The sequence below is a fragment of the Paenibacillus silviterrae genome (assembly GCF_030167925.1).
Taxonomy (GTDB): Bacteria; Bacillota; Bacilli; order Paenibacillales; family NBRC-103111; genus Paenibacillus_G; species Paenibacillus_G silviterrae.
In genome coordinates, this window is sequence record NZ_JASKUT010000001.1 from 3,812,010 (window position 1) to 3,831,954 (window position 19,945).

At 56.7% G+C, this 19,945-nt stretch carries 18 protein-coding genes; 3 read left to right on the forward strand and 15 right to left on the reverse strand.

Features of this window, described 5'->3' with window-relative positions; translation table 11 throughout:
- Positions 1 to 120 precede the first annotated feature (120 nt).
- Together QMO62_RS17485 and QMO62_RS17490 are read left to right on the forward strand one after the other, a co-directional pair.
- Positions 121 to 2,241: a transglycosylase domain-containing protein gene (locus QMO62_RS17485; protein WP_284642884.1), complete on the forward strand. Its 2,121-nt coding sequence runs from the start codon at positions 121 to 123 to the stop codon at positions 2,239 to 2,241.
- A gap of 92 nt (positions 2,242 to 2,333) precedes the next feature.
- Positions 2,334 to 2,975: a LysE family translocator gene (locus QMO62_RS17490; protein ID WP_284642885.1), complete on the forward strand. Its 642-nt coding sequence runs from the start codon at positions 2,334 to 2,336 to the stop codon at positions 2,973 to 2,975.
- 68 nt (positions 2,976 to 3,043) lie between these two features.
- Here QMO62_RS17490 and QMO62_RS17495 read toward each other — a convergent pair whose 3' ends face one another.
- From QMO62_RS17495 to QMO62_RS17560, 14 genes are all read right to left on the reverse strand, one after another.
- Positions 3,044 to 4,009 carry a hypothetical protein gene (locus QMO62_RS17495; RefSeq protein ID WP_284642886.1) on the reverse strand — a complete coding sequence of 322 codons (966 nt, stop codon included), beginning with the start codon at positions 4,007 to 4,009 and terminating at the stop codon, positions 3,044 to 3,046.
- Between the two features lie 91 nt (positions 4,010 to 4,100).
- Entirely contained in the window at positions 4,101 to 4,658 is a 558-nt protein-coding gene (locus tag QMO62_RS17500; RefSeq protein ID WP_284642887.1) for a hypothetical protein, read from the reverse strand.
- A 96-nt stretch (positions 4,659 to 4,754) separates the two neighbouring features.
- On the reverse strand, positions 4,755 to 5,261 hold the full coding sequence (locus QMO62_RS17505; RefSeq protein WP_284642888.1) for a DNA-deoxyinosine glycosylase: 507 nt from the start codon (positions 5,259 to 5,261) through the stop codon (positions 4,755 to 4,757).
- 24 nt (positions 5,262 to 5,285) lie between these two features.
- On the reverse strand, positions 5,286 to 6,188 hold the full coding sequence (locus tag QMO62_RS17510) for a DMT family transporter (protein ID WP_284642889.1): 903 nt from the start codon (positions 6,186 to 6,188) through the stop codon (positions 5,286 to 5,288).
- 73 nt (positions 6,189 to 6,261) lie between these two features.
- Entirely contained in the window at positions 6,262 to 8,244 is a 1,983-nt protein-coding gene (locus tag QMO62_RS17515) for a methyl-accepting chemotaxis protein (RefSeq protein WP_284642890.1), read from the reverse strand.
- Between the two features lie 130 nt (positions 8,245 to 8,374).
- A complete protein-coding gene (locus QMO62_RS17520; protein ID WP_284642891.1) occupies positions 8,375 to 9,553 on the reverse strand; it encodes a class I SAM-dependent methyltransferase in 1,179 nt (392 codons plus the stop codon).
- A 21-nt stretch (positions 9,554 to 9,574) separates the two neighbouring features.
- Complete coding sequence (locus QMO62_RS17525; RefSeq protein WP_284642892.1) at positions 9,575 to 10,792, reverse strand: PQQ-dependent sugar dehydrogenase; 1,218 nt, start codon at positions 10,790 to 10,792, stop codon at positions 9,575 to 9,577.
- Between the two features lie 99 nt (positions 10,793 to 10,891).
- Positions 10,892 to 11,332, reverse strand: coding sequence for a Dps family protein (locus QMO62_RS17530; RefSeq protein ID WP_284642893.1), 441 nt, complete (start codon positions 11,330 to 11,332; stop codon positions 10,892 to 10,894).
- A 133-nt stretch (positions 11,333 to 11,465) separates the two neighbouring features.
- Positions 11,466 to 13,853, reverse strand: coding sequence for a PAS domain S-box protein (locus tag QMO62_RS17535; protein WP_284642894.1), 2,388 nt, complete (start codon positions 13,851 to 13,853; stop codon positions 11,466 to 11,468).
- Between the two features lie 144 nt (positions 13,854 to 13,997).
- Entirely contained in the window at positions 13,998 to 14,771 is a 774-nt protein-coding gene (locus QMO62_RS17540; protein WP_284642895.1) for a sporulation protein, read from the reverse strand.
- Positions 14,772 to 14,846: 75 nt separating this feature from the next.
- Complete coding sequence (locus QMO62_RS17545; protein WP_284642896.1) at positions 14,847 to 15,521, reverse strand: serine/threonine-protein kinase; 675 nt, start codon at positions 15,519 to 15,521, stop codon at positions 14,847 to 14,849.
- On the reverse strand, positions 15,511 to 16,395 hold the full coding sequence (locus tag QMO62_RS17550; protein WP_284642897.1) for an SMP-30/gluconolactonase/LRE family protein: 885 nt from the start codon (positions 16,393 to 16,395) through the stop codon (positions 15,511 to 15,513). The genes QMO62_RS17545 and QMO62_RS17550 overlap by 11 nt, the downstream gene beginning before the upstream one ends.
- Positions 16,396 to 16,515: 120 nt before the next feature.
- Entirely contained in the window at positions 16,516 to 16,782 is a 267-nt protein-coding gene (locus tag QMO62_RS17555; protein ID WP_284642898.1) for a hypothetical protein, read from the reverse strand.
- A 71-nt stretch (positions 16,783 to 16,853) separates the two neighbouring features.
- Positions 16,854 to 17,846, reverse strand: coding sequence for an NlpC/P60 family protein (locus QMO62_RS17560; protein ID WP_284642899.1), 993 nt, complete (start codon positions 17,844 to 17,846; stop codon positions 16,854 to 16,856).
- 184 nt (positions 17,847 to 18,030) lie between these two features.
- On the opposite strand from QMO62_RS17560, the gene QMO62_RS17565 reads away from it, so the two are divergent.
- Positions 18,031 to 18,780 (forward strand): DDE transposase, encoded by a 750-nt coding sequence (locus tag QMO62_RS17565; protein ID WP_284642900.1) that lies wholly within the window; start codon positions 18,031 to 18,033, stop codon positions 18,778 to 18,780.
- A gap of 186 nt (positions 18,781 to 18,966) precedes the next feature.
- Here the strand turns inward: QMO62_RS17565 and QMO62_RS17570 are convergent, their stop codons facing one another.
- Complete coding sequence (locus QMO62_RS17570; RefSeq protein WP_284642901.1) at positions 18,967 to 19,941, reverse strand: DUF72 domain-containing protein; 975 nt, start codon at positions 19,939 to 19,941, stop codon at positions 18,967 to 18,969.
- Positions 19,942 to 19,945: the final 4 nt, after the last annotated feature.

A 19,945-nucleotide genomic window follows, 5' to 3' on the forward strand; every position in this document is an offset into this window, starting at 1 on the left:
TGTAACTTATGTAACATTTCGAAGCTTGTGCCGCTTGTCAACCTCTCGAAATGTACCGCCGGCTTCGAATGATTTGGAACAAACCTAGATGCAGCTTGCGCGAAAGGGGCTCATGCTCGAATGAATGATCAGCCTACCATGGTTCCAAACAATACAGAGGAACGGCGTACGCCGTCTTTTCACAAGGCAACGCCTTCCGGGAAGCGGACGGCCGCCGGCAAAGCGTGGCGCAAACCTCTCCTATGGGGGCTATTGATTGCCTTGCTCACCACCGTGCTGCTGGGAGGTGCCGGGATGGTCTGGGTGAACGGGCTGGATATCAGCAAGCTGGAGCACCCGCTGCCCGAGCCCACCTTCGTTATCGATGCCGGTGGGCAGCCGGTGTCCCAGCTATCCTCCTCGCGGATCGTTCCGGTCCCGCTGAACGATATCCCCCTAGACCTGCGCAATGCGGTGATCGCCGTGGAGGACCGCCGGTTCTATGACCATGCCGGCTTCGACCTTTGGTCGATCGGGCGTGCTGTGCTGCGGGATCTGAAGCACGGCTCCCTGAAGGAAGGCGGCAGCACGATTACACAGCAGTTGGCCAAAAATTTGTTCCTCGATTCGGATAAGACGTTCAACCGCAAGTTCAAGGAGCTCGGTTACGCGATCAAAATCAATTTCACTTACAGCAAGGACGAAATTCTGGAGCTGTACTTGAACAGCATCTTCTTCGGAGAAGGGCGCTGGGGCGTCGAAGGGGCCGCTCAGCAATATTTCGGCAAGCCCGTGCAGAAGCTGACGCTGCCGGAGTCCGCCCTGCTGGCCGGGCTACCGAAGGCACCAAGCCTGTACTCCCCGATGCGAAATAAAGAAAAAGCGCTCGAGCGGCGAAACCTGGTGCTTTCGATGATGCGGGAACAGCACTTTATTACGGAGGCGGCATATCAGGAGGCCGTCGCCACGCCGATTATGCTGAAGCCCAACCACGGCGAAACGCTGAAGGGCAAGTATCCGTCTTACGTGGATTATGTGCTGGAGGAAGCCGAGCGACTCTACGGCTTCACCGAACAGCAGGTGCTTACGATGGGGCTGCGGATTCATACGGCCATGGATACGTCCGTTCAACAGGCCGCCGAGCAGCTGTACCGGGAGGATTCCTGGTTCCCGGCGGGTCCGGCCGACCAGCCGGTGCAGAGCAGCGTGGTCGTCATTGACCACAAGACGGGAGCCATCCGCGCCATGGTCGGCTCCCGCGGAGAGCAGGTGCAGCGCGGCTTCAACCGGGCTACCCAGCTGAAGCGCCAGCCCGGCTCTTCCTTCAAGCCGCTGGCTGTCTACGGCCCGGCCCTCGAGCGCGGCTACACGCCGGAATCCACGCTGTACGACGGCGACCTGAATATCGGCGGCTATCAGCCGAAGGATTGGGACGGCCAGACCCGCGGCCAAGTCTCGCTGCGGGAAGCCGTGCTGCGCTCGTGGAACATCCCGGCTGTCTGGCTGCTGAACGAGATCGGGCTTGACGCCGGCATGGATTACCTGCGCAGGGCGGGAATTCAGCTGCCGAAGGCGGACCGCAATCTCAGCATGGCGCTGGGCGGCTTATCCGAGGGCGTCTCGCCGCTGCAGATGGCGCAGGCTTACGGCGCCCTCGCCAATCAAGGCGTGCTGCAGCGGGCCCACGCCATCACGAAGATAACGACCAAGGAGGGACACCCCTTGGTCGAAGCGCTGCCGCAGCCGACGCAGCTGACGAAGCCCATGCACGCGTATACGCTGACGCTGTTGCTGCAGGAGGCCGTGGCTTCCGGCTCAGGCAAGGCCGCCGCGCTGGGCGGCAGGCCCGTGGCCGGGAAGACCGGCACCACGCAGCTGCCGGCGACAGCGGAGTTCGCGCAGATCGGCGCCAATGGCGCGAAGGACGCGTGGTTCGTGGGCTTCACGCCGGAGCTGACGGCTGCGATATGGCTCGGTTACGATCAGACGGATCGTAACCATTATTTGACTACCTCCGGAGGAGCGGTTCCAGCCGTGCTGTTCCGAGAGCTGATGACCCGCGTGCTGAAGGACGTGCCGGCATCTCCGTTTCCCGTGCCGCAGGAGGTCCTCGATGCGCAGGCCGCCGCAAAGGCTGCTGCCCAAGCGGCGGCCCAGGCACAGCTCCAGCAGCGGCTGCAGCTCGAAGAGCAATTGAACCTGGCACGGCAGCAGCAGCAAGGAAACGGAGCCAAAGGAAAAGGCAAGAAGAAAGACGATTGAATCACCTAACCTATCTGTTCAGATCGAGCCGCTCATGATATACTGTCCTTTATTTTCCGAGCTTTCTTGAGTGAAATGAAGGAGAGTTTGCTTTGAGCGGTTCTTTAGCGTTCGTAACCGGCTTTCTGTTTTCCCTGTCTTTATGCTTTGACCTGGGAATGGTTAACATCAATATGATCAAAACGGCCATGGAACGCGGTCTTCGTCCGGCGTTTTTGTTCGGCTTCGGCTCCGCAATCGGAGATCTCATTTACCTGTCCTTGGCGCTGCTCGGCTTTTCCGCCATTCTTCAGCTTGATTTCGTGAGGTGGGCCGTCTGGATTGGCGGAACGGCCGTGCTCTTGTATTTTACTTACAGCATGCTGCGCGACACATTCCGTGCCCGCTCCTTTGTGCTGGACGGTGTATCTGTGACGGATAGAACCCCGCTGAGTGATGTGCTCTGGGGAATCGGTATCGCTCTGTCCTCGCCTACAGCCATCCTATGGTTCGCGGCGGCAGCCGGTCCCATCGCGGCCAGCGGTCCTGCCGAGAGCTTGTCCGGTCTCATGCTCTTCATGAGCGGATTTTTCATCGCCGGGCTGCTGTGGTCCTTCGGCATCTCGCTAGTCGGCGCCCGCAGCGGACAAGCCCTTGGTGAACGGTTCGTGCGGACGTTGTCCTTCCTCTCGGCACTCATGTTTCTCTACTTCGCTGCGCACGTATTCTGGGACGGATGGAAGCAGCTGATGTGAGCTCGGGCTACCGGAATGCCGGTAGGCAAAAAAGAGGCTGCCTCCCCGGCAGCCTCTTTTCGTTTCGATCAATCGTCATTATCGTGACCGTTGTCTTTCCCTTTGTCCTTGTTCTTCTCGTAGCCCTTCTCTTTGTCCGGGCCTTTGTCCTTCTCATGGCCCTTTGCCTTGCCCTGGGCCTTCTCGCCTGCTTTCTCCGCCCCTTTTCCCGGAGGACCGGAAGATCCGTCTTCCTTCCACTTGACCTCGACCTTCCAATCCGGGGAAACGCTCTTCAGGCCGAACTGCGCGGACAAACGCTCCTTCAGACCCTTTTCCCAAGCGGCCCGGTCGGAAGGCAAGCCCTGCAGCAGCATTCGCAGGAGCTGCTCCGCGGCGGCATCGGTCAGCCGGATAACCGCGCGGTCCTTCGTCTGCACGTAGATGTCGGTCTTCATCTTCTTGCCGGCATCTTCCGCCTTCTGTTCAATCTTCAGCTTCAGCTCGCGGCTCTCCAGCTCAACCTCCAGCTTCTCCCAGGCCCAGGCTCCTGTCCCTGCCGCAGCGGCAGGAGCTGCCGGGTCTGCCTTAGGTGCTGCTGAGCCGGAAGACGCAGCTGGAGCTGGAGCCGGTGTCGTAACCGGCACCTGTGTTGGCGAGGGCTCCGGTGCCGGCACAGGTACCACGTTCGACACAAGTGCGTCCTCCGACGAAACCGCAGTCTCACTGCTTGCCTTCACGTAGGCGGCCTGTTCCTTGCTGTTCAGGATCAGCTCCACCCGATCCCCCTTCTGCAGATCGCTGAGACTTGCCTTTTGCAGGTTGCGGTATACCCATACGTTTGCAGCGACCGGATACTCTGCCTCCGAACTGCCCGAGGTCAGCTTGATGGATTTATTTCCGTTCTCCAAGCTGACGAATTGCCCCTGCGTGCTCTTCGATACTTCTGCGGATACCGGAGCATCCCCCAGCATTACCGCCCCGTACACCAGGCCGGATGCCAATACACAGGCTATCATAATAAACAGCGTTTTTCGCCAAAGCGAGGACTTCATCTAGTACCCTCCTTCACAAGCCCGAAGCTCATGTAATAATAGAGTACTTATAAGCTTCGCAGACGGCTCCCGTTTTGGGGGCATTGCTGCTTCAAACCCGCACCAGTACAGGCTCCCAGCGGTGTTCATACTCCTGAAGCTTTGGATGAAGTCCACCCGACCCTGCTCCGGTGCCGTCTTCAGCAATGAACAGACGGATGCGTTTTATCCATTCCTCGAACGTGTCATAGCCCGCCATCCGGTTCGCCATCGGCTGTGTCACGTAGGCAAAATGCGGCCCCTTATACTTCTCCTGCAAAAACCGGAACGCAAAATCGACCGGCGTATATTTCTTGCGCTTCGCTTCAAAATTTTCAATCACCCAGTCGATGTCCGTATCGCTTTCGTCCAGCAGCGCCTCCAGCAGCTGTACCCGGCGGTACATAGGCTCCGCTGCCCCGCTGCGGTCCATGCGGCGAAGCGTCTCCTCATGAAGCGGATAGAACACGACCTTCGCGAACCGCCGGTCCTCGGCCGTGTGAAGCACCTGCATCAGCTCCTGGGCCGTATATCCTTCGAAGCTGTCGTAAACCCACATCGTGCCGCGCTCCCCCTGCCGCGGATCAGGCGGCTCATATCCGAAGGGAACCTTGATATTGTCTCTAGCCATACGGTGATCATCTCCCTTTTGTACACCTGTGTAGGGTTAGTATGGATCAGAAGCCGTCAAATTATGGGAGGCTTTCACAATAACCCCCAGGGGCGCTCAGACATTCAGCCAAGCCTCTCGAACGGGCTGCCACAGCTCCAGCTTCGCCTCTAAGGACAGTGTATGCGCCGGGCTCGAAGAGGGAAGCGTCACATAAGCGAGAACTCCTTCCTCCCTAAGTGTCGGAAGCACATGCCGACGATACAGCTCCGACGCCGTTCTTCCGTTAAAGAACACATGACGGATCCCTTGATACCGGCTGTAAAATGCTGCAAAATCCCCCGCCTCCGGCTCCCGGATCGCCGAATCGAGACTGCCCTCCCGCTCGCAGACGGACAGCACGTCCCATAGGGCAACGCCGCGGGATAGAGCGAACCCCATTCGCTCGTCATAGCAGCCGCTTGGTTCCCCGCCGTCAAGCAGCCGGTAAAGCAGCGGCCAGAACCGGTTGCGCGGATGCCCGTAATACTGCTGCGCCTTTAGTGAGGCAACCCCGGGCATGGAACCGAGAATCAACAGCCGGGAGTCCTCCCGGACGAGGGGCGGAAGCCCAACAATTTTCATAGGCGGCTTACCTCCTCTTACAGCTTAATGCTGCCCTGCTCCGCAGCAGCCTGCAGCAGCCTGCAGCCGCACACGTTTTGACGGCAGATTGAGCACCACCAGTCCGACCGTAAACAGCACCGCACCACCGATAATATAGATCGTCACCGGATCTCCATAGAACAGATATCCCCAAAGTATCGTGAAAAGCACCGCCGTGTTGCTCACAATGACAGCGATCGGAAACGCGACCTTCTTCAGCGCCTGCGAGAACCAGTAGAAGCTCAGCCCCGTAATCAGACCGAGCAGCACGAGGGCCAGCCAGACTGTCCAGGTCATCGCTCCCTTTATCTCAAACTGCCAAGGAAGCGGAAGCAGCATGACGAGCGACGCCCAGAAGAAAATGGAGAAGTTCATGGTGCCTGAATCCAGATCGCGAATGAGGAGCTTCTGGCTCAGCACGTGGAAGGTTGCTCCGATCCCCGAGATCACAAAGAGCAGTGTCGTCAACGCTCCTCCGCTGAACAGCTCGGAAAGGGGCACCCCGTTCCAGCTGATAATGAGCACGCCGGCTACACACATTGCCGCAGCGAACCAGCCTCTCGGGGTCACCTTGTCCTTGAGCAGCACAACCGATAGAAGCAGCAGCGATACGGTCTGCACGGGACCGACCAGAATGTTGCCGTAGGAATACCCGATGGAGATGGCGATATTCTCAAAGAAATAATTCATGCATTTCCCAATCGCGCCGATCCATATCCATTTCATATCGAAGCGAAGCTGCAGGCTTCTATCGCGGATGAAAAGAAAAAGCCCCAAGAAAAAAACGCCGAAAGCAAACCGGGCGAGCGTGATCGTGGTGCTGTCCACCGCAGCCGAAGCCGCCTTCACTAGAATGCCGACAAAGCTCCAAGAAAGGGTGGCCAGCATTAATAGAACGTAGCCCATCGTTCGTACTCCCTCTAGGTGAGACATGATGTAGATAATTCATTGTACCACGAAAAAAAACCGCAGGGCGCGGTTACACTCGAAATCGCCCTACGGTTTGCTCTAATTGCTCCGCCGTCTCGCGAAGGCTGCCGGCCTGCGTAGCTGTCTGATCGGCAGAGACCAGCTGCTGCGCGGAAGCGTCTGCGGTCATCTTCATATGCTGTGCCGCCTCGCCGGCGATTCGCGACATCTCCTCGATACCGGCGGTAACCTCTTCCGTACCGGCCGACATTTGCTCGGAAGCGGCGGAAATTTCCTGGATTTGCCCGGACACCTGCTGAGCCGTCGCCACAATCCGTTCAAAGGCCTCGCCGACGCGCTTCACTTCCTCCACGCCGTGCGCAACCTCACGCCCGCCGGTTTCCATGGCGGCAACTGCCTGTTTCATCGAGGCCTGGATCTCCGCAATCTGCTCGTTGATCTCGCGCGACGACTCCTCCGATTGCTCGGCCAGCTTTCTTACTTCGCCGGCCACTACGGCGAAGCCCTTGCCCTGCTCTCCCGCCCGGGCCGCTTCGATGGCCGCATTCAGCGCAAGCAGGCTCGTCTGTGAGGCGATGCCCGTGATCACAGCAGCCATCTCGCCGACGGCATCCATCCGCTCGTTCAGCTGACGGATCGCCGAACCTACGGCATCGGCCGAATCGCTGAGGGTTAGCATCTGTCCCATGGCGCCATGCGAGGCTTCACGACCCAGCTTCGCCTCGTCCACCATGGATAGGGAGGCCTCCGTGACCTGGGCCGAGGACTCCGCGATGCGCTGAATGCCCACAGCCATTTCCTCCATGGCCTTAGCGCTGTCCTCCGCGCTGGTAGCCTGGGTCTCCGCCCCCGCGGCCACCTCGGCTACCGCCCTCGAGATATCGGACGCGGAAGCGGCGGATTGCGCAGCCCCTTCGGACAGCTGCCCCGCTGTAACCGTTACTTGCGAGGTAAGACGGCGAACGGTTCCGATCATCTCCTGCAGATGAGCAATGAAGCCGTTGATCTCCTCCCCGAGCCGGCCCAGCTCATCCTTGCTGCGGATCGGAATACGGTAGGCCAGATTGGCTTCGTGGGAGTTCAGGTTCACGGCGGCCTGCAGCATAAACCGCAGCTTCCGTCCGACCGCGAACTGGGAGAGAGCCCAGATCAGCAGCAGCATCCCCGCGAATAAACCGGTCAGCTCCAGAAGGAGCGTTCGCTGCTGCTTCGCAATCAAAGCATCCGAAGCCTCCTTGGACAGGGCTACCCTAACACCGCCCCAATGCTTCCCGTCCAATAGTAACGGATAGGAGATATCCCACGTTTCAACCGTCTTCCCTTCAAGGATGCGCGGATATTTTTGCAGCAGCACGTCCGAGGTGTTCTGATTCGCGGCCGCCTGATAGCCCGTCGTATCGTTAAAAACGCGGTTGGCCCGGTACTTTTGACTCAAAAGCCCTTCAACGCCCCAATCATCCTTGGAGCTCCCGCCGGTTGCGCTATATTTGGTGTTATGGGTTGCGATATAACCCGCATAATCAGGATTTGCCGAGAACGCGATCGGCAGGGCGAATACGACCTGATCGTCCGTCAGAAACGCATCGATCACCTTTTGCCAGCGGTCGTCCGTGTAGGCATCGTAGGCGCTCCTATATTTGAGCTCATACTGGGAGAGCGGAATTTCCTTGCCGTTAAAAAGCACCTGCTTCCCCGAAGCATAAGCCGGGTCCTTCGAGCGTTTGGCGGCTTCCAGCTCACTCTCTGGAATCAGCTGGAGCTTATCATCAAACAGCCGCTTCTTAACCTCATCCCCCGTGAAGCGCGTTCCATCGGATAAAGTGACACCCGTTTGCATATCCGCTTCCGTCACGCTCTGCACGCTCCTCGACAGAGCCATGGCCAGGCTTCGGCCTTTATCCAGCAGCTGCCCCTCTACGTCTTTACGAATTTCATTGGATTGAAAAAGATAAACCGACCCCATCAATACCAATAATACACCGGTAGTGTAAAGCATAAACCGGCCGGTGAGAGATTGTACCCATTTCCACATCCGTCTAACCTCCTATCCTCGCGGCAGATCTTCATGTCCTTAGTACCATTTTATAATGGTTGCCTGCGAAAGATGGGATAAGATTCGGCCGGAAATGTGACGAAACAGGAAAGTTTTGGTTAAGTAATCATCAAGCCTTCAACTCTTGCTGCAGCGCGCGCTCCAAATAAGGATCCGCCCCAAGAAAATCCCGGAAGGCCTCATAGCCCTGCCGCAGCTTCTCCAGCTCGGCCTGCGGCGGACGCTTGCCCTTTACCGCGCGGATCAAAATATTTTTGGGCGTATGCTCCATATCTATAAATTCAAGCAGCTGCGTGCGATAGCCCATCATATCCAGCAGTCGCGCCCGCATCGCATCCGTAGCTAGGGAAGAGAAGCGCTCCTTCAGGATACCGTGCTGAAGCAGGGGCGACAAGACGTCGCTGCGGACCTGGCGAAACAGCTCGTGCTGGCAGCAGGGCACCGAGAGGATCACATCGGCTCCCCAGCGTACGGCCTTCTCCAGCGCGGCATCGGTGGCCGTGTCGCAGGCATGCAGCGTGACGACCATATCGACCCGGTCCAGTTCATCATATTTCGCAATATCTCCGACCAGGAACCGGAGCCCCCGGTAGTCGAACTTCTCAGCTAGAGCACAGCAGTGTGCTATGACATCCTCCTTTAGATCGAGTCCGATGACCCGGATGTCCAGACCCTGCAGCTCCTTCAAGTAATGGTATAGGGCGAAGGTCAGGTACGACTTGCCGCAGCCGAAGTCGACGATGTTCAGCGTGCGATCCTTGGCCAAATGCGGCACAACGTCGGCAATCATCTCCACGAAGCGGTTGATCTGCCGAAATTTATCATACTTCGCAGCCAACACCTTCCCCTCGGCATTCATGATGCCCAGCTCCACGAGAAAAGGGACCGGAACTCCCTCTTCAAGAAGATACTGCTTCTTCCGATTGTGGGTTAACGTCTTGGGAGCCTCCTTGGTAGGCGGCTTCTTGAGAATCCCGACCTTGCCCTTCTTGCTGATCAATACTTGGTAGTCGGCATCCGCCGACTGCAGCAGCGCCTGACGATACTGCTCGCCAAGAAGCACACTGAGCTTCTCTTGAGCCGCCGCGGGCTCCAGATTGTCGTGAAATACCTTCGGTCCGCAGAAGGAGCTGAATTGATAGTAAAGATCTCCTTTCAATTGTACCGGCTTCACTGTCACCTTCGTACATCCGGATGGATCGCTGCGGCGCGGCTGGCTGACGGTAGCTTGAATCAGCTTACGCTCCTTGATGATCTCTTGTAGTAATTCCTGCAGGTCGTGTTCCATGGCATTGCCATCCCCATTTGCTTAAAAATTCGGCCTCAGCCGGATGATTTTATCGTCGTCCGCCTTCGGCTGTCCGCGGCCGTCGCGATTGTTCGTCAGAAGGTAAACGGACCCGTCCGGCCCTTCGGCCACCGCCCGTATTCTGCCGTATTCTCCCTTATAAAGCGGCTCAATGGCATGGACGCCCTTGCCGTCCTCCGTGAGCGTCACCCGCAGCACCTGCGTCCCCCGAAGGTTAGCCGCCAGCAGGTTGCCCTTCCAGGGCCCTTTCGTCACAAAGGTGATGCCGGAGGGGGCCCAGGTGTCGTCCCCGCTATGCGCGAGCGGCGTCTTGAGCGGTCCGGGACCGAGCTTCCCGGCATCCGCAGGCTTCACCTGGCTCTCATCGCCTTGGATGAGCGGCCAGCCGTAATTCGCCCCGGGCTCGATGAGGTTGATCTCGTCGTGCGCCGTCTGTCCGTGCTCGGTGCTGTAAAGCTGCTTCGTCACCGGATGCCATGCTAGTCCCTGCGGGTTCCGATGCCCTAAGCTGTATACCGGTGAACCGGGAAACGGATTGTCTTTGGGCACCTGGCCGTCCGGCTGCACACGGAAAATTTTGCCCGCCAGCGAGTCCGGCTGCTGTGCCAGGGAGGGGGAGGCGGCATCACCGTTCGTGACATATAGCATACCGTCCGGTCCGAACCTTACACGTCCACCGTCATGAATCCGGTTGCCCGGCAGTCCGTCCATAATGACACGGTCGAGTTTGGCGCTGCCCCCTTGTTCGATGAGGCGAACGACCCGATTGACCGGCTTCCCGCCGCTATCTTGGTACGAATGGTACACATAAATATAGTGGTTTTTGGCAAAATCGGGGTCCAGGGTCAGCCCAAGAACTCCTGCTTCCGCTTCCTTGTAGAGCCCGTCCTCGAAGCGGAACACCGGCTTGTCCGCCAGCTTGCCCTGATCGATCATGCGCAGTGTCCCGCCGCGCTCCGTGAAGAACAGGCGTCCGTCCGGCGCAAAAGCAAGATCCCAAGGTACCTGTAATCCCGATACGAGCACTTCGGCCGTATAGGGGGTCGACTTCGAGCTCGCCGGTGCCTCGGTTTGCTTGCCGGGAGCCGATACGGGAGGAGCCGAAGGCTTGCTCATATCGCAGCCGCTCAGCAGCATCGCCCCCGCTAAGCCGAGCAGAGGCCATTTCGTTTTTCCGATCATGGTAGACAGCACCGCCTTATCCCTTTTGCTATCCATTATAACCCAAGTCAAAAGCTCTAAGCGAACGAGGGCATAGAAAAAGCACAGCTGCACGCTCCGTATACTCGAAGCGTGGCTGTGCTTTCTTCAACCGTCTTACTTGCTCAGGAACGATTCCAGCATCCAAACATGCTTCTCCAGCCCGCTGTGGATGGCCAGCAGCATATCGCCGGTCGTTTCATCACCTGTTTCCTCGGCAATGCTCATTCCCTCACGCAGCTCTTGAATAATGGTCCCGAAATCGTTAACGATCGCCTGGACCATCTGATCCGCGTTCTCGCTGCCGCCGGCCTCCTGAATGCTCGATTTTGCCAAAATTTCCTTCATCGTCGCCACCGGCTGGCCTCTTAATGCCAGCAGGCGCTCCGCGAGATTATCCACATGCAGGGCAGCCTCGGTATACAGCTCCTCAAACTTGGTATGCAGGGTAAAAAATTGCGGCCCTTTAATATACCAATGGTAATTATGAAGCTTGATAAACAGCACACTCCAATTGGCGATCTGGGTGTTCAGTACTTCCGTTAAATTTTTGGACATCGTTTTCGCTCCTCCTTCCAAAACATACAAAACTTATCATTTAACAATAAACCCCATTTCATGTATGCTTCAATGTGCAAATTACAAAAAAAAGCTGCCATAAGGCTCAGGCCTCGGACAGCTTGCAAATCTTCTATGAAGTATGGATGGAAGCCAGTATGCCTGCATGGCCCGTTTCCAGATCCTCCATGCCGGGATGCAGCGGGAAACGAACGCAAAATATCGTGCCGACCTCTCCGGTTTGCCAAGTAATCCGCGCTTGATGCCGCGCTGCGATACTGAAGCAAACGGCGAGCCCAAGCCCCGTGCCTGTTTCCTTCGTAGTAAAGAACGGCGTCCCCAGCTTCTGCAGTACGTTGGGGTTCATCCCATGTCCCTGATCACGTACCTCCAGCATGGCCCCTTCGCCATCCGAATAAGTAGCCAGCGTTAATGTCCCCCCTGCCTCCATAGCTTCCAGACCGTTCAGCGCCAAATTCAAAATCATCTGCCTGATTTCCTTTTCATCCAATGCCAGCTGCGGAACGTCTCCAAGCTTCATGGACACGGTTTTTCCCGCCAGTGTGGCCTCGGCTTGGATCAGCGGAACGATCGCTCCCACAATCCCGTTGAGACTTTGCAGCCTGCGGTCGGTGGTCTTGTTTTTAGCAAGCGCCAAAAACTCCGTAATAATGCCGTTTGCCCGGTTCAGCTCCTCCACCATGATGTCCAGAATCTCCCGGCCCGGAAGCGTTTTCTTCGCCCGCATCAGCTGAAGGAAGCCGCGTACAGTCGTCATTGGATTGCGAATTTCATGGGCAATGCCCGCAGCCATCTCTCCGATCATATGCAGCCGGTCCAGACGGGCAATTTCCCGTTCCAGCTCCACCCGGTCCGTAATATCCGTGATTACCGTGAGTACGCAAGGTTCTCCGAGCGTTTCGATAATTTCCGTGGAAAGCAATCCGACGCGGACTTCTCCTGCCTTGGTCACATAACTAACCTTCAGATCCTGCACGGTGCCTTCTCCGTCTACCGAATAATGCTGACCTTGGGATTCCTGAGGCTCCACCGTCAGCTGCAAATCCGCTTTTCCCTGAATAAGCTCCTCGGGGGTATATCCCGTGTGGCGAACCCAGCTTTCGTTCACGTCCAGATAAGAATGGTCGCTCAGCGATTGAATTCCCATTAAGCTGGGACTTGCTTTAAATATTTTGTAGAACCGTTCCTGCGAATACTGTACGTCGAGCTTCATCCGATTCTGTTCCGAAGTATCCGTCACATAAATGCTGGCCCCATGAGCCGTCGGATAGACGCGGACCTCGATCCAGCCCCCCGTCAGAAGCGAATAGAGCTCCTCCTTGACCGGAAGCTGCTCCGTAATTGATCTTTGTACCAGCTCGAAGGTCCGGCTCTTCTCCTTGGATACGAAGTCCCAAAGCGATCGTCCGTACGCCATATTTAGGCTGACACCAATCTGCTTCTCGGCAGATCCGTTTAAATAGTGAATGCGCATATTCGCATCGAGTGCATAGAACGCATCCGTGATGCTTTCCAGAATGTCGCTGATCTGATCATAAGAGCTCTTCAGCTGCTCAGCCATTCTGGAGCGCTCCTGCATCTCCTCCTTCAGCCTGGCATTGGCCTCCTGCAGGTCGCTTGTCCGCTGCGCCACGGCCTCTTCAAGCCGCATATATTGAAGCTTTCTCTCCGTAATATCTCTTACTGAACATACATAGATGGAACGATCCTCAATACGCGCCTCCCCGAGCTGAACCTCCGTGGGGAACGTGCTTCCATCCTTGCGCACCGCCTGTTTCTCCGAGATGCGTCCGATTCTTCCGATCAGCGCCTCTTGAGCCTTGACACTTGTGCCGAACCATTGCTCGGCATCCGGAAGGAGAACGCTAAGCGGCTTGGTCATCAGCTCCTCCGGCTGGTAGCCCAGCATCGGCTTGATGGCCGGGTTGGCGCTCATGATTTTCCCTTCCGCATCCACAACGAGAATGGAATCTACAGAGGTTTCGCCGACAACACGGGCCAATGCCTCCATCTTCCTCAGTTCCCTAGTCGTCTCAAGAAGCAGAGTGTTCGCCGCTTGCAGCTCCTCCGTCCTGTTAGCAATCAGTTCCTTCTGAGCTTTGAGCCGCTGACGGTCAGCGTACAGCTGCACAAATTGCTCCACCTTATATTTCAAAGCCGCCGGATGAACTGGCTTGAATACAAAATCAATTGCGCCTACTTCATAGCCGCGCACCGTATGCTCCGTTGCATGACTTAACGCCGTGACGAAGATAACGGGAATGTGTTTCGAAAGCTCGCGGGATTTAATCATTTTGACCGTATCGAAGCCATTGAGTCCCGGCATCTGCACATCCATCAAAATCAGCGCAAAGTCATCCTTGAGCACAAGCCGCAAAGCTTCCTCTCCGGATCCGGCCGTGACGATGGCATAGTCGGGGGATTGCAGCGTGGAGGTCATAGCTAGCAAATTTTCCGGTCGGTCATCGACAATCAACACGTTAACCTGCTTTTGATGCATTGCAATTCTCCTGCTTCCCGGTGAAAGTTTAAGTAAGATACTCTTCTGTATTCGATACAGCCCGTTCAATTCCTGCCTTTCCATAACGAAACAAGCCCCCGTTCTTTTTCTAAGAAAAGAACAGAGGCCTGTCAATGTTATGCTTTAGATATAACGTGCAATCAGCTGCTCCAGTCGATCGGCCGCCTCGTAGGCCCCGTGGCGAAGCTCGCTGCCCGGTATAGTAAACCGGATAAAGCTCTCGTCCATCTCCATCGCTTCCGCGAAAATCCCCCTGAGCCCTCGTGCCTTGCGGTCAATCTGCATATACAGCTCAAGGTCATCCCCGCGCGGGAAGAAGAGCACTTCCAGCTCGTCAAGCGAGCCCCGAAACTTGCTGGTCGGCACGAACTCGAACTCTTGGACGAACGGCAAGCCCATACCGAGCCGCGGAGCATACTCGTTCGTCACCTCGCGCAATCGAAAGCCCAGCACATCGAGCGCATCCAGAATCACTTGCATGGAGTCGCTGGCTCGTACCTCCATGTAATCCCGATCCGTCGGGTCAAGGGCCATTTTGATATCAAGCCCTGTTTCAAGCCATACCCTCGTGCTGCGGTACGATACCGGGGTACGATCAGGAACCGGCACAGCGAACGGAATTTCTCTCGTTTCATTCGGCTTCAGAACAAATCCCTCTGTAATGAGGTATTTGGCTACCTCCGCCTCCTTCGTTACCTTGGTATCGTTCTCTTCCTTGATATAATGCGTCTTAATGTATAAGTAAATATTATCGATCTGCTGCTCCAGCTGGCCTCCGCGAATCGCAACTACACCGCGAAGCTCCTCTCCGATGACGACCTCCACCGACTCCAATCGGGTATCCACCGTTGCCGAGCCGATGCCGACGCTAGCCATCATTTTTTTAAAGAAAGACATTTGGAATTCCCCCTCGATTGATAAGCATCCCATGATGCCGATTGATTTACAATACGGAACGGGTCATACGAGGTTTCAATCTCGAAATTTCTTAAGATAACGATAGCCCTTTCGCACCATGTTCAGCACCTTGCCCGGAACCGGTAGATTATGAAACACCGGAAAATAAAAGGTGTCGTAGGCCTTCTTGAGATCGTCCCACATGCTGCACGGCTCCGGCTTCAAAAAATCGGATACATCCACCACCATACCCCGGCCGTCCTTCAGCATCACATTCTTTCCATGGACATCGTGAGGATTCAGTCCCTTGGACCTGGCGTAATCAAGCGCCATGTCGATATCGGCGATCACCTGCCGAGGAATATAAATGCCCCGCCGGATGCAATCATACAGGGTAACCCCCGTTAAGCGCCGCAGAACCAGATAATTGTTCCCATAGTACAGGCATTCGGAAAAAGCGGGATGCTTCCCCAGTCTCCGATACACATCCGCTTCCTCTTCCAGTCCCGGGCGGCCGGGGGCGTACATTTTGACCACCCGGTCAGGGTAGTCGGGATGCATCGCTACCGCGGCGTAATTCCCCGCACCAAGGAGCTTCCATGGCTTTGGCAGGTAATGCACCTCCACCGGGTCGTGCGGATCCTCGCTCTCCACGTGAAATTCGGGAATCAGGCCCTGCTCGATCAGTTGAATATATGTTTGGATCCCGTCCTCCTCGGACGGTTCCTGCCAGTCTTGTTTATCCGCCATAAAAGCTTGTTGCTCTTCCCTTCACACCCGGCCGAATACGGAACAAACCACCTGCATGGGGCTGCTCGGCAAGCTCCTGCTCGGATAAGCCGATCCGGGCGGTTGTAATATACAGCTCGTCATCATTGTCGCCGCCGAACGTGCAGGAGGTGACACGGGCGACCGGCAGCCTGATTTGACCAATGCGCTCGCCCGTCGCCGGGTTCCATCGGGATACCTGCCAGCCGTCCCACTGCGCGACCCAAAGCATGCCTTCGGCATCGACGGTCATGCCATCTGGGAAACCCTCTCCTTCCGGAATCGTGAACAACGTGCGGCCGTTCGAAATAACTCCTGTGGAGAGCTCGAAGTCGAAGGCGCTCACCTTGCGGGTAGGGGAGTCAATGTAGTACATGATCCGGTCATCGGGACTCCAACCCATTCCATTGGAGGTGGTGACACCGGAGATTTTCTTGTGCAGTGTTCCGTCCGGCTCCAAGCAATAGAGCGACCCCCGGGGCGCTTCCTCTTTCATATCCATCGTCCCTGCCCAGAATCGGCCCGCACTGTCGCATTTACCGTCGTTGAAGCGGTTGCCCGGCTGATCCTGCTCCGGATCGACGAGGAATCGGACCTGCTCGGTTTCCAAGTCCAGTAAGTGAAGACCGTTCTGCATGGCCAGTACCAGACCGCCCTCTTTACGAGGCACCGCAGCGCCTACCAGTTGTTCCAGCTGAATCGTGCGATTGCTGCGAAGCTTCGGGTTGTAGAGGTGCACCCTTTTGCCGATAATGTCTACCCAATATAGTAAGCCTTGCCGATGGTCCCATGCCGGGCCTTCGCCAAGCGTCGCTTGTTCGTCATGGAGAAGTTCAAGTCCAGGCTCTGCTATCACAATCGCTACCTCCTCAGATTCGTTCCATTCCTTACCATTGTAGCATAGGCCTTCTGCCTTGTGGCAATGAAAAAAGACTCGGGACGCCCTGATGTACTAAGGACGACCGGAGTCTTTCGGTTACTCTTTCATCGGCTCGATGGCGCTCAAGTCATTCTCATCGTTTGCCAGCTGTTCGGCTGCTAATTGAACGGCCTCCGAATTGCCTTGATCGAGTGCCTGGCTTACAGCCTTCTCGGCCCGATCCACAGCGGCATCCGCTTGGCGAAGCATCTGTCGGGATGGATGCGACTGTGCCTGCGTTACGGCATTATGCGCTGTTGCTACAGAATTTTGAGCCTGCGAGATGGGATTCTGCGACTGAAGACTGGAATCTTGAGTAGTCATGGCGGCTCCACGCCCTCCTTCCTTGATAAGGATCGAAGTTAATGTGGGGTAAAATCAGCCATTTTATGCGGCTATTCCAAGATGCGCTTCACCTTCACGATTCGATTCGTCCAATTGCTGTCCAATTCGGTTACCGTGACGCCGATCCCTACACGGAAGGTATGCAGCATCAAATTGTCTCCTAGGTACATGGATACGTGGCCTATCTGCTCGGTGCCGGATTTATTTTTCCGCTGGGGTGTCGTGAAGAAGATCAGATCGCCCTTGCGAAGCTCCGATAGCTTGATGTCGCTGCCTATGCGGCTTTGCTGGCGGGAATCCCGGGGTAAAGTATAGCCCTCCTGCGCAAATATATGCTTCAGGAAAGACGAGCAGTCGAACGTCGCGGTTTGCTTCGTGGAAGCTCCGAATTCGTAAGGTGCTCCTAGGTAGCGGAGGCCCTCCGCAATGATCGCATCCGCCTTCTGCTCCCACGCCGGACGATCCGCTGCACGCCGGTAAGCTGCGGCAGAGGCCGGAATAAAGCCTGTCTGTCCGTCCATAGAGATCTGCAGCCAATCTGCGTTCTCCTCTTTCGTTACGCTGACGTGAGTGCCTGCGGGAATGATACCGAGCTTCGCCGCAGCCGCGTCGGGCTTAGCCAGCCACATGGCAGCCTTCGTAAGTGTGGCCGGGTTTGGAATATAGGAGACACTTTTCGCGTTGTTGATAGGGATATCCGAGATCGGATCATCTTCGCCGGCAGCCGCATTCGCGATGGTTGCCGTCTTGGTGGCGTCGTTCCATGTGACCTGGTAGCCTAGCGTTTCAGCAAGCAGCCGGATCGGTATGTAGGTTGTGCCTTTATAGTTCAAGCTGGCGGGAAGCTTCTCCGCGCCGTCCTTATAACCTTCCGTAGATTCGAAGGTGCGGTCGTTTACCTTCCAACTAAAGGGGACTACGTTCACCTGCAGCTGCAGAAGCTCAGCGGCCATGGAGAAAGGCGCGATAAGTGAGGCGGCAACAACGCCTGCGGTAATCGTAACGGGGAGCAGCCAATGTTTTTTTGCGCGAGTACGAGTCATGTTGAAATTGATCCTCCTGTTGAATGGACCCGGACGGGCAATTCGTGATCCCGCTTACCCGGGCCGGTCATCCTGATGCTATAAGGTTCGCAAGGGAGGCTTGGTTTGGAGGGAGGGTCTTTGAAAGGGAGCCGGGTGCTGGGGAGTATTGGGGTTTGGCGATCTCGTTTGAACCTTATCCCCATTGCTCAGAACACGGTTAGTAACAAACTTTCTTGAATGCCGTCTGTGCCGCCATCAAGCCTCCCTACTGACAGGTTCCGTCTTTGAAGGAAGCAAAACCGACCTTACCAAATGGTTCACTGCACTAGCTCTGGTTTCCTCCGACATGGGGACTTCGGCCCTACGACTGAGCCAGATCATCTGTGTAACCTACAAAACAGCCTGGACCATGCTGCAAAAAATTCGCTATGCCATTGGTTCCGCTGACATGGAGAACCTCCTGCTGGGCATCGTGCAAGTAAATGCGGCTGTTTATAACCGGCCTTTGAACGCTTCGTTTCAGGCTTCCCCCACAGAGCATCCTTTCTTTGTCGGAACCGGAAGCTCTGCAACCGCACCTGATGGCACGGACTATGTCAAAATGAAGCTGATTTCCAAGAAGCATATTCAGAATCGAATCGTTCACCGTGATGCGATTAAGGCCTTCACACAGAATGAAATCAGCTCCGCAGCCACGGCTGTAACCTGCGTAACCCAAAGGTATAGCTCCGCCAGGCTTGTCCCGCTGCTTCAGCTGGCCGGTCGCGCAAGCCGATGGATGAACCGTACCTTCAAGGGCCTCGGTCGCAAGCATCTGCAGGTCTATCTTGACGAATTTTGTTATCGAATCAACCATTCCAAGGATGGGGCATCTGTGTTGTCTTCGTTAACACACCTGTGCATGAACATGCCTCGTTATACCTACAGGCAGCTGATTAGCTTCTGCTCTTGAGCATCCCCCCTTCTCTAGAAGGGAGGAGGCATTAAACTCCGTGCACCATGGGGCAATTCGTGATCAGAGAATGAGCGGAAGGGGAATTCTGAGTCCCATCGGGCTCTTGACGGCCGATTACTGAGCCACAGGGATAGGGGCCAAAAGCGGCGGTCTACCGCATGACCAAGCATCATCACCGTTCCCTTAGAACAGATCCAGCTGCCTCGGACCCAAGCCTTCGTAGTCAATATCCATGAGCTGCATAAGCTCCTTGGCGTTGCCGGCCGCATGACCGCCGGAATTGTTATTGAAGATGACGGCAATGCGAGCCGTCTGACGCTGCAGCTGCGCAAGGCGGTCTGCCCATTCGGCGAGCTCCGTCTCGCTGTAATGGTAAAGATACCGCACATCGCGCCAATCGGTTTGGCCGGTGTTATTCCACCCGGCGACGTTGCGCCCATGGAAACGTACGACCGTCAGGTCCGGGTGCGTGACCTCCAGCACGGTCGGCACGCTGCCTTCGCCGGCCTGCGGCTCATCGCAGATGCTGTGCGCCCACCCCTCCTTCCTCATGAAGGAGAGGGTGCGCTCCCGCAGCTGCGGCGCAAACCAGCTGCGGTGGCGGAACTCCAGCGCCACCGGCAGCCCCTCCATCGCTGCACGCGCATAGCGCAGCGACTCCACGTTCTCGCGGGTACAGTCGAACCAGGGCGGGTACTGGAACAGTACCGCCAGCAGCTTACCCGCGTGAGCCAGCGGCGCGATCGAGTCGCGGAACGCGCGGAACAGCTCGCTGCGGCTCGGGTGGGCCGCAGCGGGAGAAGGCCGCACCCCGCGGAGGTGCGGATCCACCGGCTTCAGCGCCGCCAGCGCGCGGCGCACCATCTCCGGCCCCCGCTGGTGGCCGGTTAACCCCTGGTAAGCCTTGACTACGAAGCGGAAGCCCGGCGGCGTTTCCTCGGCCCACCGGGCGAAGGTCTCGGGGGACTGGATCGCATAGAAGGAGCTGTCCACCTCGACCACAGGAAAATGCCCGCTGTACGCCCGGAGCTTATCCCTGCCGGTCACGCCCGTATCCGCATAGAGCGAATCGTGGTCGCCCCATCCGGCGAGTCCGATCAGGACCTGCTCTGCGGCTCTGCCGATTGCCCACGTGTCTTTTTCTCCTTTTTCTTCCACCCAT

What these genes read in the sequence shown, in the direction of transcription:
- QMO62_RS17535 (WP_284642894.1), bottom strand. Translation starts at nt 13,853, where the DNA reads ATGCATCAAAAGCAGGTTAACGTGTTGATTGTCGATGACCGACCGGAA.
- QMO62_RS17505 (WP_284642888.1), bottom strand. Translation starts at nt 5,261, where the DNA reads ATGAAAATTGTTGGGCTTCCGCCCCTCGTCCGGGAGGACTCCCGGCTG.
- QMO62_RS17545 (WP_284642896.1), bottom strand. Translation starts at nt 15,521, where the DNA reads ATGGCGGATAAACAAGACTGGCAGGAACCGTCCGAGGAGGACGGGATC.
- QMO62_RS17540 (WP_284642895.1), bottom strand. Translation starts at nt 14,771, where the DNA reads ATGTCTTTCTTTAAAAAAATGATGGCTAGCGTCGGCATCGGCTCGGCA.
- QMO62_RS17515 (WP_284642890.1), bottom strand. Translation starts at nt 8,244, where the DNA reads ATGTGGAAATGGGTACAATCTCTCACCGGCCGGTTTATGCTTTACACT.
- QMO62_RS17485 (WP_284642884.1), top strand. Translation starts at nt 121, where the DNA reads ATGAATGATCAGCCTACCATGGTTCCAAACAATACAGAGGAACGGCGT.
- QMO62_RS17560 (WP_284642899.1), bottom strand. Translation starts at nt 17,846, where the DNA reads ATGACTCGTACTCGCGCAAAAAAACATTGGCTGCTCCCCGTTACGATT.
- QMO62_RS17555 (WP_284642898.1), bottom strand. Translation starts at nt 16,782, where the DNA reads ATGACTACTCAAGATTCCAGTCTTCAGTCGCAGAATCCCATCTCGCAG.
- QMO62_RS17520 (WP_284642891.1), bottom strand. Translation starts at nt 9,553, where the DNA reads ATGGAACACGACCTGCAGGAATTACTACAAGAGATCATCAAGGAGCGT.
- QMO62_RS17530 (WP_284642893.1), bottom strand. Translation starts at nt 11,332, where the DNA reads ATGTCCAAAAATTTAACGGAAGTACTGAACACCCAGATCGCCAATTGG.
- QMO62_RS17500 (WP_284642887.1), bottom strand. Translation starts at nt 4,658, where the DNA reads ATGGCTAGAGACAATATCAAGGTTCCCTTCGGATATGAGCCGCCTGAT.
- QMO62_RS17495 (WP_284642886.1), bottom strand. Translation starts at nt 4,009, where the DNA reads ATGAAGTCCTCGCTTTGGCGAAAAACGCTGTTTATTATGATAGCCTGT.
- QMO62_RS17510 (WP_284642889.1), bottom strand. Translation starts at nt 6,188, where the DNA reads ATGGGCTACGTTCTATTAATGCTGGCCACCCTTTCTTGGAGCTTTGTC.
- QMO62_RS17525 (WP_284642892.1), bottom strand. Translation starts at nt 10,792, where the DNA reads ATGGATAGCAAAAGGGATAAGGCGGTGCTGTCTACCATGATCGGAAAA.